The sequence below is a fragment of the Dactylococcopsis salina PCC 8305 genome, assembly GCF_000317615.1.
GTDB lineage: Bacteria > Cyanobacteriota > Cyanobacteriia > Cyanobacteriales > Rubidibacteraceae > Halothece > Halothece salina.
Window position 1 is genome coordinate 3,339,240 of sequence record NC_019780.1, and the last position, 13,014, is coordinate 3,352,253.

A 13,014-nucleotide genomic window follows, 5' to 3' on the forward strand; every position below is an offset into this window, starting at 1 on the left:
CTAAGGGTGAAAATGAACTTAATCAGGGGTAAATGCAACTGCTCTTATTTTACATTACCGAAAGCAATCAAATGTTTCCTTAAAATTGAATTCACTTGTGATATGAAGGCGGAACTAATCACCAGGAAAACAAGGGAGCAATGGGAGACAATGGGGACAAGGGAGCGATTTTTCTCCCCCATCTTCCCCATCTCCCCCATCTTCCCCATCTTCTCTTCCCCAATCCCGTTCCAGTCATGGATTACAATGACAACCGGTTGCTTTTCTCCTAAGCCTTCGTTGATGGCATAATAGCCTTCGTAGGGTTGTTGCTCGATCGTGTAAACCACTGGCTTTTGAATGAGATCAGCTTGTGCTTGTGGCGTAAAGGCGAGGGATAAGGCGACACTACCGAGGGTGAGAAGTATTTTTTTGAACATTGTTAGCAAATCTAAGGCAGTAAATTAAACCTATAAGGCTGGAATTTGTTCGATCGAGGTCGCACCAGGCAGGAAGGGCGCGGTCTTTAAACATTCGAGAGTGATTACGGATATAATTCACAATAGGAATATATCCTTCTCAATCAATTTTTCGTAACCATTCGTTTACTAAAGCTCGCTCGATTGCGCTCCGCGCACCGATGCGAAGCATCGATTGAGCCGAAGGCTCACCGAGCGCTGCGCTCGATCACGCTACGACCAAATAATATGGGATCAGGATACATTTCCTCTAAATAGCGACAAATTGCTTCCGATTCACATAAAACAATTCCTTCCTCTAATTCCAAAGCTGGAACGGTACAATTAGGATTTCTTTGACGATACCAATCAGAAAATTGTTCCCCTTTCGGTAAGTCAACTTGTATGGTTTCTACTTCTGTCCCTTTCTTGGCGAGAAACAAGCGAACTTTCCGAGGACTGGGTGCTGCTTCACAATCATAAAGTTTTATAAATCAGTCTTGGCTGGAAATCAATCTGGATTTTTCTAGAATACCATTCTCTCATCAAACTGTAGTTCAAAGGTGGTTTGAGTAGATTTAGAGGAGTTTTGAGAAGTTCGATGCCAGAGTAACCTTGAATTCGCCACATCGAGAAAAAATCTCTTTCCAGACCCAGAATATACTATAATTTCCCCAAAACCTGTCTTGAAGAAAGACTTTTTCTCCTTCAACACACACTCGCTATGCTAATTCGTTTTCGCGCAGCAAATTTATATTCATTTAAAGAGGAAATTGAATTTAGTATGATTCCCTCTCCTGAGAGGATTCATTCTCATCAAATCTTTCCGAAAAAGAAGAAAAACGATATCAGATTAAATCGCTTTGCTGCGGTTTATGGCGCAAATGCTGCAGGAAAATCAAACTTGGTTAAAGTCCTTAAATTTGTCCAAAAAATGGTAGTAGAAGGAGTGAAACCAGAAGCAGTAATTCCAATTCAACGTTTTCGTTTAACTCAAGATTATCTTCACTCTCCTGCTAAATTTGAAATAGAATTTAAAGTGGGAGAACATATGTATGAATATGGATTTGAATTAGATTCTCGCTCTATTCATCGAGAATGGTTAATTAATTTTACTCGTAATTCAGAGAAAATACTTTTTAAAAGAACTACCGATCAAAATGGTAAAGCTAAGTTAGAATTTGGTTCATTTATTAATAAATTTAGCAAAAAAGAAAAATTATTTCTTGAATTTGCTGGAGAAGGAACACGACCCAATCAACTTTTTCTTAATGAAAGCATTGATAGTAATATGATGTATTTTCGAGGAGCTTATGATTGGTTTCGTAAAGTTATTACAGTCATTGAACCGATGGAACTGTATATTCCAGTTGAGCTTCAAATGGACGAAGATAAAAGATTTCAAGACTTTCTGAGTCAAATTTTACGAGATTCTGATACTGGAATCGCATCCATAAAAGCTGACAAAATGGAACTTGATGATTTAGAAGATATTTCAGAAGATGCGGCTCAATTTATAAATGATCATCTATCAGATGCTGATGGATTTTTCCTAAAGGTGCAACAGTTTCGTCTCACTGCTATTAAGGAAGATGATAAAATCCATCTTTTCAAATTAATCCCCACTCATCGAACTTTGAATGGAAGTGAAGAAGCCATATTTGAAGTGTATGAAGAATCTGATGGAACGCAACGATTGATAGATTTAGCCCCTGTATTATATGAATTATTACTGGGAGAAAATGAGCGTGTTTTTGTTGTTGATGAGTTCGATCGAAGTTTACATCCTCAACTCTCTAGAATGATTGTTGAACTTCATCTTGATGAAAACAAATCCACTCAACCAAGTCAACTAATTGTTACTACTCACCAAACCAATATTCTCGACTTAAATTTATTGCGTAAAGATGAAATTTGGTTTGTTGAAAAAAATCCAGAAACAGGCGCAACTGATCTTTATTCTTTATATGATTTCCAGCCTCGTTATGATAAAGATATTAAAAAAGATTACCTATATGGTCGTTATGGAGCAATTCCTTTTCTAGGAAATATGAGTGCTTTAAAATTATCATCTAAGAAAAAATAATTTGTGTTATTAGTAAATGGAATTTTAGATGGTAGAATGGCAAAACAAAAACGCTCTTTTCAAAGGAAGCCTAAAAAACGTACCATAAACAAGATTTATTTAGGGATTGCTGAATAAAACTGAAAGTCTTACCAAATAAGGATTTGAGGCGATTCAGTTTAGATAAAAATGCAAGTTCATTGATTGTTCAATCGTCACGCACCTTGCATCAAAATCTTCCCCTCCTACCGATCAATCAACCCTAAGGCAACTTGCCTTTTGCCTCTTGCCTTTTGCCTCTTGCCTTTTGCCTTACTTAACCAACCAATGGACTTTTTCAGCAACCCCTATTTAGTTGCAACTGAAGGCGAAAAAACAGAGGAAATCTATTTTAATATATTCCGAACACCAGAGTATCGAAAGAATATTCAGGTAAAAATCCTATCAGCAAGAAGAGGAAACTCCTCACCAAAGGCTGTTATGAAACGTCTTCAGAGTAAAGCAAGAGAGATGGATTTACAATCAGGAGATGAATTATGGGTTGTTATTGATGATGATAAGCGTCCTAAAGAGCAACTGCAAGTAATTGTTAATGAGTGTAAGGAAAAACATAACTATTTTTTTGCAATTAGTAATCCTTGTTTTGAACTTTGGTTACTTTTACATCAAAAGAACTATAAAGCTCCTCCTACTCCTGAATTGTGTGAACAAGAATTAGCTAAATTATTTGAAAAACCGTATGATAAAACCAATTATGAGGTTAGCAAGCTAGAGCCTTACATTAAAAATGCGATCGCTCATGCTCAAAAATTAGATACAACAGATATTCCGAAAGAAGTGGGAACTGGGGTTTATCGGTTAGTTGAAAAACTGATTAAGAAGTGATGATTCCAAATTCTTTTAAAGCAGGATAAAAGTTTTTATTCTCATGGCTTGGACGGGATAATTTAATCAATGCAAAGCGTTGTAATGGGCTTAACTTTTGCCATTGTTCTGGTTTTATTTCTAAATCGAACTCTTGGGTTTTTTCTTGTAATTGTTGAGGAATGTCTTGAGCATTTAACCAAGGCGGATCAGGATCAATTTCTAACTCTTTTGCTGGTTCTCCTGTTTTTTGGATAACTAAATTTTGCAACACCTTTTTATAAGCTGTAATTTGTTCAGGTGTCTCACAAGGTTGATTGACTAATTGATCTCGTTCATCTTGGTTGAATTGATGCCAATGGTGTAGTTTTAATTTTACGCCACAAGTGTCTAATTTGAGGCGAACTTGCATCGGAATACAGCGTAAGTCGTTAACAAAGTCAGCTTCAAATTGGAAAAACATTTTATTTCTTTTGCCAGTATGTGAACTTAATTTTTCTGCTCTTATTTTCCGTTTAATAATCCTTCAACACTCAAATCTTCATCAATATCTAACCAGTGAATCCCTTCGCCGTCTCCCAAAATTTCATATTTTTCTAATTGTTCTTGGGTGGCATTAGCTAACTTGGGAAACCATAATAATGGTGCGGAAATTTTTCTTCCATCGACTAAATCTATAATTAGATCATCTTCAGTAAATCTGACTGTTTGTGCTAACGGAGTTTTTTCAACTTTTAAGATGCTCATCCCAAGCCTCCAAAAATAAATGTCTATTTGTTTCTACAATTTTTTGAATCGCTCTCAGTTCTTTAGAGCTAAATCCCTTTGATCTAGCTAATGAAACTGATTCTAGCCAAAATTTAGCTAGAAATCGTTCCCTTTGCACATGAATATGAGGAGGTTCACTCTTTTCATTGCTATAGAAATAAAATCTATATGAACCTTCTCTTAGAACTGTTGGCATAATAACAAACTTCTCTTATTCCTTGCACTTTAACTTAAATGGGTAATAGTTTTTTAAGGGATTCTTGTAATTTAGGTTGTTCTGTCTCTTCCATTTTTTCGATCGGATCACTAATCGGAATTAATTGCACCGCACAGGCTTTTAATTCTGGTTGTTTGGAAATAGGACAAGATTCGGGATGGGTGAGGGCGTTTGCTTCTGCGTTGTCTGCCCAGAGTGCGCCCCAGTGCATAGGGATAAAGATTGTTCCAGGGGCAATGGCTTTCGTTATTTTAACTCGAAAACGAGCTTTTCCTCGGCGCGATCGCGCTTCTACCCATTTTTCTTCTTTCGTCTCTTCTAGCCCCAAATTCTTGGCATCACGGGGATGAATTTCTAACTCTGGATAGGGGTGCATTTTCGTAATTTTCGGAATGTGTCCAGTTCGGGTTTGGGTGTGCCAATGCCCATATAATCGCCCTGTCGTCAAGACAAAAGGATAATTCTCGTCTTCAGGTTCAGCGAGTCCGTTAGAATGAAAGGCAGCAAATTTTGCCCGTCCATCGTTGGTGGGAAAACGGAGGTCTGTATAGAGACGTTTCCCAGAAGCAACCGTTGCGGTTTCACTCTCAGGACAGGGCCATTGAATTGCGCCTTCTTGCTGTAAGCGTTCGTGAGATAATCCAGTCATGTCGCAAAGACGATTCCGAGTTAATTCGACAAATTCCTGATAAACGTCTGCGGAACTGGTAAAGGAAAATTGTTCTGTAAACCCTAACCGTCGTCCCACCTCGGCAAAAATTTCCCAGTCGGCTTTGGCTTGTCCTGGAGGATTACGAAATGCGGGACATAATGTTACTACTCGTTCGGAATTGGTCATTATTCCTGTTTTCTCTCCCCATTGCGCGGCGGGTAATACTAAATGGGCGTAAGCGGCGGTTTCGGTGGGATAATAGGCATCTTGATAAACGGTAAAACGTGATTTTAATAGTGCTTTTTTTGTGCGTTCAATATCGGGCATACTCACCGCAGGATTCGTCGCGGCGACCCAAAATAATCCTACTTCCCCTGTTTCTAAACCCCGAATCATCTCCCACGCATCTCGTCCAGGGTTGGGGTTAATCCTCCCTTCGGGAAGATGCCAAGCCTGTTCCACTGTAGCCCGATGTTGAGGGTTTTTTACCATTCGATAACCTGGGAGAATATGGGCGAGTCCTCCTGCTTCTCGTCCTCCCATCGCATTCGGTTGTCCCGTGAGAGAAAAGGGACCGGCCCCTGGTTTACCAATGTTGGCGGTCATTAGGTGTAAGTTAATGAGGGTGCGGACTTTGGCTGTTCCTTCGGAAGATTGATTCATTCCCATTGACCACAGGGACAAAACTCGTTCTGAGTTTGCCCAATAACGGGCGGCGGTTTCTAGTTGATCAATGGTGATGCCACATTTTCTGGCTACCAGTGCTGGGGGATAGTGGCGAATCACTTCCGCATAGTGAGAAAAGTCTTTTGTACATTCATCCATAAAGATGGTTTCAATTTTTTCCCAAGACATCAAAAGGTAAGCAATGCCATTGAGTAGATCAATATCAGTTCCTGGTTTGATGGCAAGATGAAGATCGGCGGCTTCTGCGGTTTTCGTTTTTCGTGGATCAACTACAATCATCTTCACATGACGGTTGCGCTTATGATGTTTCCGCAACCGATTGAAAACAATGGGATGACAGTCGGCGGTGTTTGTACCAATGAGAAAGGCGCAGTCAGTTTGTTCTAGGTCATCGTAACAGCAAGGGGGCCCATCTGAGCCAAAACTTTGCATATAGCCAGCAACTGCAGAAGACATACAGAGGCGAGAGTTGGCATCAAAGTTGTTTGTTCCCAGACAGCCTTTGAGGAGTTTTTGGGCGGTGTAGTAGTCTTCGGTTTGCAGTTGTCCTGATCCATACATACAAATCCCATCACTACCATGAGTGAGACGGACGGTTTTAATTTCTGTGGCGATTCGATCGAGCGCTTCTTCCCAACTCACCCGACGGAAGGAATCACTCAGAGAGTCTCGTAGCAGGGGATATTGAAGACGATTTTTTTCCGTTGATTCGGTGATGGTTGCGCCTTTAACACAGACCATTCCTTTACTCGAACGGTGGGCGCGATCGCCGCGCACTTGCCAGGTTGGATTGCCATCACTATCTCGATGCACTGCTTTTCCGGGTTGCGCGGGGGGTAACACTTCTAAACCGCAACCCACACCGCAATAAGGACAAAGTGTTTTTTGTGTCATCAGTTATCTCCTCTTGATTGGTTTGCCCTGCCCACCCTACTAATAATCTTTGCGATTAACGACAGGTTCGGAAACTGTTTCTAGTTCTTCTTCGCCTTCATGGAACTCAGCAAATGATCCTTTGGGTTCTTTCAGGAAAAAGGCACAGAGAAAGGCAACAATTAAACCAGCAACTCCTAACACTTGGAAAAAGGTACGATCGGCGGCGGCCCCAGCAGGGAGTAAACTATAGAGGGTGAGATAACAAACCGCCCCAACATTACCAAACGCCCCCACACTGCCAGCAATTTGTCCTGTGACCCGACGCTTAATCAGAGGAACAATAGCATAAGTTGATCCCTCAGCAGCTTGAACAAAGAAGGAACAAGCCATTGTCAAAACCACCGCTAGAGGTAAGAACCAAGCATTATTGACTGTTCCCATCATTAAATAGCCAATGCCCATACCGCCTAGCAAAATTGCCATTGTCCATTTCCGCGATCCCATTTTGTCGGAGATTAAACCACCACCAGGACGAGAAACTAGGTTCATAAATGCATAGCTAGAGGCAATCATTCCCGCATTTGCAGGATTTAGGTTAAAGGTGACTTCAAAGAAGGCGGGTAACATGGAAACCACGGCTAATTCTGATCCGAAGTTGGTGACATAGGTCAATTCTAAAAGGGCAACTTGACTAAAGTTATAACGATCGTCTGCGGGGTAACGTTTTTTCCCTGTCATTAAGTCTTTGTTTGCATCATAGGCTTTATAGGCTTGGAAGGCATATAATCCCACTAAAACTAACCATACTAATAAGAGTTGTCCTTGGCTGAGGAATCCCACTCCTTTTAAGCGCCACGCGAGGAGGGCTAAAACACCAGCGATGGGGATATTCATCAGTAGTAAAAACCAGAAGTCTCGCTTGCTGGTGACTTCCATTCCGCCATGACGTTCAGGACGTTGATAAACTCGTCCAGGTGGGGTATCTTCGACGGTAAAGAAGTAGATGACACCATAAACGGCGGCTGCGACACCAGTTAGCATGATGGCTAAACGCCAGTTCGCTTGACCACCAGAGACAAAGGATAAGAATAAAGCGACAGAGGGAAGAGTAAAAGCGGATGCGGCTGATCCAAAGTTTCCCCAACCGCCATAAATTCCTTCTGCAACCCCGATTTCTTTGGGAGGAAACCACTCGGAAACCATACGAATGCCGATGACAAAGCCAGCGCCGACAATTCCTAACAGTAAACGACTGATGACAAGGGTATTAAAATCATTTGCTGATGCAAACATAAAACAAGGAATTGCTGCATAAACCAGTAAAGCAGAAAAGGTAATTCGGGGACCGAATCGATCGAGCAACATTCCAATTAAAATTCTTGCGGGAACGGTTAGGGCGACGTTACAAATCCCGATCGTTTTCATTTGGTCAACGGTTAACCCTAAATCGTCTTTAATTGTTGTTGCTAATGGGGCAAAATTGAACCAAACAACAAAGGTAAGAAAAAAGGCAAACCAAGTTAAATGGAGGATACGATTTCGACCTTGAAAAGAGAGAATATTCATAAGTCTATTTGTGTCAGTTTTATGAGCAATAATGAAGATGGACAGAAAAATTTATATAGTTTTACTTTTTCTGCTTAATTGTTCTGAGAATTAAGATTTCTTGGCTACCACTTTACTGATTTTTATTAAATGATTTCGTATGCTTTGTTACATTTTTTTGCGATTAATGTTTATATTGCATTAAAATTATTTCGATTCTGCATTTTGTAATCTTATTTTCCAAAAGTAGTAGGGTGGGCAATGCCCACCCTACAGAAAAAATTTTTTATTATTTTTAGTTGATGCTTGTTTTATTTCGGTGTTGCCCCAAATTGATCCATTAAAATTTGTCGTAAAACTGCGGGCAAATCTTCACAAGGAATTCCTTTTTGAACTCGATTTCCTAATTTTGCATCTTTTCCGACTTTTCCTCCCATAAAGAGGTCAACTGCTTCCACCATTTCCCCATTTTTACGCGCCTTTGTTCCCATCAAACCAATATCAGCAACTTGTGGCTGTCCACAGGAATTCGGACATCCCGTCCAATGGATTCTTACGCCATTGGGAATGTTTAATTCTGCGTCCAATTTTTGAGCAATATTTAAAGCCTGTTGTTTGGTTTCAACTAATGCGAAATTACAAAATTGTGCGCCAGTACAAGAAACCACCGATCGAGTTAATGGGTCAGGATTAATGCTAAACTTCTCTAGTAAAGGTTCAGTTAAAAAGGTCTCAATTTTATCATGATCAATATGAGGAATAATCACATTTTGTTCCACTGTTAAACGGATTTCACTTCCCCCATAAACTTCTGCTAAACGCGCCAAATCAAAGAAGTCATCAGTGCTTAATCTTCCTACTGGAATATTCATCCCAACAAAAGATTTTCCCGCTTGTTTTTGGGGATGAATCCCAATATGATCGCGCTTATCCCAATCAATTACATCTTCTGCGGCTGCGGATTTTAAAGGTTGACCAAAAGCGGTTTCTACTAATGTCCGAAATTCCTCTAATCCAATTTCATCAATCAACCACATTAAACGAGATTTTTGGCGATTTGCTCTCAAGCCTCGATCGCGATATACTTCTAGAATGGCACGGGAAACTCCCACCACTGCTTCTTCTGTCGGCGGAATCCAAGCATTAAGAGGAATCGCGGCTTCGCAGCGTTTAGAAGAAAAGAAACCTCCCACTAAAACATTAAATCCCAATTCCCCTTCTTTATAGGCGGGAACAAAAGCAATATCATTAATTTCCGCATGAACGGAATTATCTCTTCCCCCTTCAATGGCAATATTAAACTTACGGGGTAAATTGGTAAATTCTGGGTTTCCTTCTCCAGAATTAGTAATCATATCCTGTACTTTTTTGACTAATTGTCGGGTGTCAATTAATTCCTCTCCATCTAACCCCGCAACTGGAGAACCCGTAATATTACGGACATTATCCATTCCCGATTGCATAGAGGTCATTCCTGTTGCGTGTAATTGGGAAAAAATCTCTGGGATATCTTCTAAACGAATGCCTCGCAATTGTATATTTTGACGAGTGGTAATATCAGCGCTACTGTCGTCGCCATAACGCTGTAAAATTTCTCCTAAGGTTCGTGTTTGTTCGCTTGTCAGAATCCCATTGGGAGTCCGTAAACGCAACATAAACTTCCCTGGTGTCACTGGACGATAAAAGATGCCTAGCCATTTCAGGCGCTGTTCGAGGTCGGTTTTATCTACGGCTTCCCAACCAATTTGGGCAAAATGTTCTAATTCTTCTTTGACCGCTAGCCCATCTTTTTCTGCTTTGAATTTTTCAAATTTATTTTGAGATTTCTCTGATTTCTCTGTACTAGTCATTTCAATTTAGAGTGTTTAATCTTCAAGTAAAACAATAATAATTACCCGTCTCTAAGACTTATTGAAAGGGAAATAATAGTGGTTAACTGTATCATAAGATACGCATCACCGTGTTTAATGCAATTAATACATTAATACAATGTAAAAAGTACACAATTCTGGAGAGAGAATTAGAAATAGGGGGAACACAGTTCGCCCCTACGGTAGAAAAATAGCATTGTAAGAACTACTTTTCTACTGCTCCCGGTTCTGATGCAGGAACAGAGGAAACTTTGGATTGGGGAGTCTCACTATAAGTTGCATAAAATAGGCAGCCAACAAACAACCCTCCACCAATTAAATTACCAATGGTTACTGGTAAAAAATTCCACAAGACCATCTCTGTTCCTGAAATGGGAGAACCGAGGGTGAATCCTGTCAAAATAAAGAACATATTAACAACAATGTGTTCCATACCCAGTGCAACAAATGTCATAATTGGCCACCAACAAGTGAGGACTTTACCAGGAACAGATTGACTAACAATTCCTAGCATGACTGCGAAGCAAACTAATATATTACAGATGATTCCTCGTACAATCATTAGTAAGAAACCATTCGCTCCCATTTCACTGACACCAATGGTTCTGGTTTCTGCAATTGACATAATTTTCTGAGCTACTTCATTGGGCTCGATTGTAAAAGCATTGGTTAGGGAAAAACTAATTGCTAAGGCTGCAACCAGACACCCTAAAAAATTACCAAGGTAAACCCAAAGCCAATTTTTAACAATCAATCCCCATCGGGTTAGTCCTGATAGTTTAGCCGTCGCCATTAACGCAAAATTTCCAGTAACTAGTTCCATTCCAAAAAGGACAATAAGAACAAAACCCCAAGGAAAAATAACAGCAGCTACAAATGGAATCCCAGATTGAACGGCGATTGTCATCGCTAAAGTAGTGGCAATTCCTAATAATAATCCAGAATAAAAGCCACGAATTAACATATCCTTGACGGAAAGTCTAGCTTTTATGTCCCCTGCTTGTGCCATCTTTTTAATGACTTCGCGAGGTATAGTGTAATCCATTTAAAAATCCTCCTAATTTTCATTTTAATGAACTGAATTTGAATTAAATGGTTGTGTAATTTACCACTTTTTATAAGGTAAAAATTTCCCTTCCATAATCATTCTGACGCGATCGCCTTTGGGGTCTTCTACTTTTTCTACATCGAAAGTAAAATCAATTGCACTCATAATTCCATCGCCGAATTTTTCATGGACAACGCTTTTCACAGGCATTCCATAAACTTGCATAATTTCATAGAAACGATAGATTAAAGGATCAGTAGGAATGGAACTATCTAACGATCCTTTTAAGGGAGGTTCGGTTAATTGTTCTGTTAGCAAATCAGACTCTAAACCCAATGCTGAAAGGATTTTTTGGGCTTCTTCTTTGTCAGCGCTCGCTTGACGATAAATAACAGAAGCAATCCAAACTTCATCCCGTCCAACTGCTTTTTCAAGGTCAGCAAAGGTGATACCTTTTTCTTTTTTAGCAGCTAAGAGTTTATTGGTGATTTCTGGAAAGTCTTTCATTTTTAAAAGTCTATGGTTTGTATTTACTTTACGCTATCTTACAGTTTAGGTTCAGATTGTATCAGTGATTACGAATTGAAGAAAAATCAACTGAATGATCTGAATTAAGAATAATTTACCGATTAATACTGGACGTTTTTCGTGTTCTTTGTTACAAAAGATTATTTTTAGATGCTAATTAAACATCAAAATTAATCTAATTTTGCATCAAAGTGAGGAGGAAGATAGCGGTTTTTTGTTGTAATGATATAGTCATTCGCACCAAGGTGATAAAAGTGAGCGATCGAGCAACCAAAAGTAACTAAAAAATAGCAAATCAAAACTCAAGCAAATCAGTAAAAATTTGATAATCGTCCAATTAATTTTTAATTGATTATTACTTTCAGGGCGATCGTTTGGGTTGACTGTGGGAGTAATGAATTGATTTTTCGGAAGGGGAAGTTGATGATTGGATAGCATAATTTAACCGATAGATAAAGTTAAATGATTTTCACCTAACGAGAGAGGCATAGATGAAAAATTCGATGATTGTTAGATCAGGTTCAGGTAATTGCTTAGAATTTGTGTTGGGTTACGCTTCGCTTCACCCAACCTACGTTTTATCATTGATTAATCTTAAGAAAAATTGATTAGTTATTTAGTATTGAATTAGACAATTTTTCTCTAATGATGTTTGATTTGCATGGCTTTGATGTAGAATCTGGCGGAAAACGATCGCCAAGACGATTCCGATACCATAAAGGTGTAAAGGAATGTTAAGGACAGGCTGATGTTACTCCAACCACAACAACGGGAAAAGCTCGATCGAAGCAACGATCAGGATTTTTACGCCATCCCGCGTTTAGTGACTCATGTTGATGAGTCATTCATTGATCAATTAACCAACTTATATCGAGAGAGACTGAAACCGAACACTCGCATTTTAGACATGATGAGTAGTTGGGTGTCCCATCTTCCTGATGACATCAAATTTGATCATGTGGAAGGACATGGTATGAACGAGGAAGAATTACAAAAAAACCCAAATTTAGATCATTATGTGGTTCAAAACTTGAACGAAAATCGCTCCTTTCCTTTTTCTGATCAAGAATTTGATGCAGTCTTAAACGCGGTTTCTGTACAGTATTTACAGTATCCCGAAGAAGTTTTCGCTGAGATTCATCGGGTATTAAAACCCGGTGGAATTGCGATTATTAGCTTTTCTAATCGGATGTTCTATCAAAAAGCGATCGCAGCGTGGCGTGATGGTAGTGAAGCAATGCGAGTGGAGTTGGTGAAACGTTATTTTAACTCCGTTGGTGGCTTTAGTGAACCAGAAGTGATTCAAAAGCAGCCATCTGTCCCCTCGATTTTACAGATGTTTGGGATGGGAGGAAGTGATCCGTTTTATGCGGTTTTAGCAAGAGGGCTGAGAATCCTATGACTACAATTTTAATTTAGTCACTAGATGAATCAGCCCATCTATGTTATAATTTAT

At 39.5% G+C, this 13,014-nt stretch carries 14 protein-coding genes; 3 read left to right on the forward strand and 11 right to left on the reverse strand.

Annotated elements, in window-relative coordinates; all coding sequences use genetic code 11:
- Window positions 1-44 precede the first annotated feature (44 nt).
- Both DACSA_RS21005 and DACSA_RS18405 read right to left on the reverse strand, forming a co-directional pair.
- Window positions 45-419 carry a hypothetical protein gene (locus DACSA_RS21005; protein ID WP_015230737.1) on the reverse strand — a complete coding sequence of 125 codons (375 nt, stop codon included), beginning with the start codon at window positions 417-419 and terminating at the stop codon, window positions 45-47.
- A gap of 227 nt (window positions 420-646) precedes the next feature.
- A complete protein-coding gene (locus DACSA_RS18405) occupies window positions 647-928 on the reverse strand; it encodes a glutathione S-transferase N-terminal domain-containing protein (RefSeq protein WP_015230738.1) in 282 nt (93 codons plus the stop codon).
- Between the two features lie 233 nt (window positions 929-1,161).
- On the opposite strand from DACSA_RS18405, the gene DACSA_RS15945 reads away from it, so the two are divergent.
- On the forward strand, window positions 1,162-2,523 hold the full coding sequence (locus DACSA_RS15945; protein WP_015230739.1) for an AAA family ATPase: 1,362 nt from the start codon (window positions 1,162-1,164) through the stop codon (window positions 2,521-2,523).
- A gap of 306 nt (window positions 2,524-2,829) precedes the next feature.
- Complete coding sequence (locus tag DACSA_RS15950; RefSeq protein WP_015230740.1) at window positions 2,830-3,387, forward strand: RloB family protein; 558 nt, start codon at window positions 2,830-2,832, stop codon at window positions 3,385-3,387.
- Here DACSA_RS15950 and DACSA_RS15955 read toward each other — a convergent pair.
- The 9 genes from DACSA_RS15955 to DACSA_RS15995 all read right to left on the reverse strand — a co-directional run bounded on the left by DACSA_RS15955 (window position 3,377) and on the right by DACSA_RS15995 (window position 11,996).
- A complete protein-coding gene (locus DACSA_RS15955) occupies window positions 3,377-3,829 on the reverse strand; it encodes a nitrate reductase associated protein (protein WP_015230741.1) in 453 nt (150 codons plus the stop codon). The two genes, DACSA_RS15950 and DACSA_RS15955, sit on opposite strands and share 11 nt — an antisense overlap.
- 41 nt (window positions 3,830-3,870) lie before the next feature.
- Window positions 3,871-4,113, reverse strand: a complete 243-nt coding sequence (locus DACSA_RS15960) for a DUF2442 domain-containing protein (protein WP_015230742.1) — start codon at window positions 4,111-4,113, stop codon at window positions 3,871-3,873.
- Window positions 4,094-4,330, reverse strand: a complete 237-nt coding sequence (locus DACSA_RS15965) for a DUF4160 domain-containing protein (RefSeq protein ID WP_015230743.1) — start codon at window positions 4,328-4,330, stop codon at window positions 4,094-4,096. The genes DACSA_RS15960 and DACSA_RS15965 overlap by 20 nt, the downstream gene beginning before the upstream one ends.
- A gap of 34 nt (window positions 4,331-4,364) precedes the next feature.
- Entirely contained in the window at window positions 4,365-6,584 is a 2,220-nt protein-coding gene (locus tag DACSA_RS15970; protein ID WP_015230744.1) for a molybdopterin oxidoreductase family protein, read from the reverse strand.
- Window positions 6,585-6,623: 39 nt separating this feature from the next.
- On the reverse strand, window positions 6,624-8,132 hold the full coding sequence (locus DACSA_RS15975; protein ID WP_015230745.1) for an MFS transporter: 1,509 nt from the start codon (window positions 8,130-8,132) through the stop codon (window positions 6,624-6,626).
- Between the two features lie 290 nt (window positions 8,133-8,422).
- Window positions 8,423-9,961: a ferredoxin--nitrite reductase gene (locus DACSA_RS15980; protein ID WP_015230746.1), complete on the reverse strand. Its 1,539-nt coding sequence runs from the start codon at window positions 9,959-9,961 to the stop codon at window positions 8,423-8,425.
- A gap of 226 nt (window positions 9,962-10,187) precedes the next feature.
- A complete protein-coding gene (locus tag DACSA_RS15985; protein WP_015230747.1) occupies window positions 10,188-11,027 on the reverse strand; it encodes a formate/nitrite transporter family protein in 840 nt (279 codons plus the stop codon).
- Window positions 11,028-11,087: 60 nt separating this feature from the next.
- Window positions 11,088-11,537 (reverse strand): cyanase, encoded by a 450-nt coding sequence (gene cynS, locus DACSA_RS15990; protein ID WP_015230748.1) that lies wholly within the window; start codon window positions 11,535-11,537, stop codon window positions 11,088-11,090.
- 252 nt (window positions 11,538-11,789) lie between these two features.
- Window positions 11,790-11,996, reverse strand: coding sequence for a hypothetical protein (locus DACSA_RS15995; RefSeq protein WP_015230749.1), 207 nt, complete (start codon window positions 11,994-11,996; stop codon window positions 11,790-11,792).
- Between the two features lie 310 nt (window positions 11,997-12,306).
- Here DACSA_RS15995 and DACSA_RS16000 point away from each other — a divergent pair, with 310 nt between their 5' ends.
- Entirely contained in the window at window positions 12,307-12,960 is a 654-nt protein-coding gene (locus tag DACSA_RS16000) for a class I SAM-dependent methyltransferase (RefSeq protein WP_015230750.1), read from the forward strand.
- Window positions 12,961-13,014 lie beyond the last annotated feature (54 nt).

Excerpts from the sequence above, each read along its gene's own strand:
- DACSA_RS21005 (WP_015230737.1), bottom strand. The coding sequence starts at position 419 with ATGTTCAAAAAAATACTTCTCACCCTCGGTAGTGTCGCCTTATCCCTC.
- DACSA_RS15945 (WP_015230739.1), top strand. The coding sequence starts at position 1,162 with ATGCTAATTCGTTTTCGCGCAGCAAATTTATATTCATTTAAAGAGGAA.
- DACSA_RS15950 (WP_015230740.1), top strand. The coding sequence starts at position 2,830 with ATGGACTTTTTCAGCAACCCCTATTTAGTTGCAACTGAAGGCGAAAAA.
- DACSA_RS15955 (WP_015230741.1), bottom strand. The coding sequence starts at position 3,829 with ATGTTTTTCCAATTTGAAGCTGACTTTGTTAACGACTTACGCTGTATT.
- DACSA_RS15960 (WP_015230742.1), bottom strand. The coding sequence starts at position 4,113 with ATGAGCATCTTAAAAGTTGAAAAAACTCCGTTAGCACAAACAGTCAGA.
- DACSA_RS15965 (WP_015230743.1), bottom strand. The coding sequence starts at position 4,330 with ATGCCAACAGTTCTAAGAGAAGGTTCATATAGATTTTATTTCTATAGC.
- DACSA_RS15970 (WP_015230744.1), bottom strand. The coding sequence starts at position 6,584 with ATGACACAAAAAACACTTTGTCCTTATTGCGGTGTGGGTTGCGGTTTA.
- DACSA_RS15975 (WP_015230745.1), bottom strand. The coding sequence starts at position 8,132 with ATGAATATTCTCTCTTTTCAAGGTCGAAATCGTATCCTCCATTTAACT.
- DACSA_RS15980 (WP_015230746.1), bottom strand. The coding sequence starts at position 9,961 with ATGACTAGTACAGAGAAATCAGAGAAATCTCAAAATAAATTTGAAAAA.
- DACSA_RS15985 (WP_015230747.1), bottom strand. The coding sequence starts at position 11,027 with ATGGATTACACTATACCTCGCGAAGTCATTAAAAAGATGGCACAAGCA.
- cynS (WP_015230748.1), bottom strand. The coding sequence starts at position 11,537 with ATGAAAGACTTTCCAGAAATCACCAATAAACTCTTAGCTGCTAAAAAA.
- DACSA_RS15995 (WP_015230749.1), bottom strand. The coding sequence starts at position 11,996 with ATGCTATCCAATCATCAACTTCCCCTTCCGAAAAATCAATTCATTACT.
- DACSA_RS16000 (WP_015230750.1), top strand. The coding sequence starts at position 12,307 with ATGTTACTCCAACCACAACAACGGGAAAAGCTCGATCGAAGCAACGAT.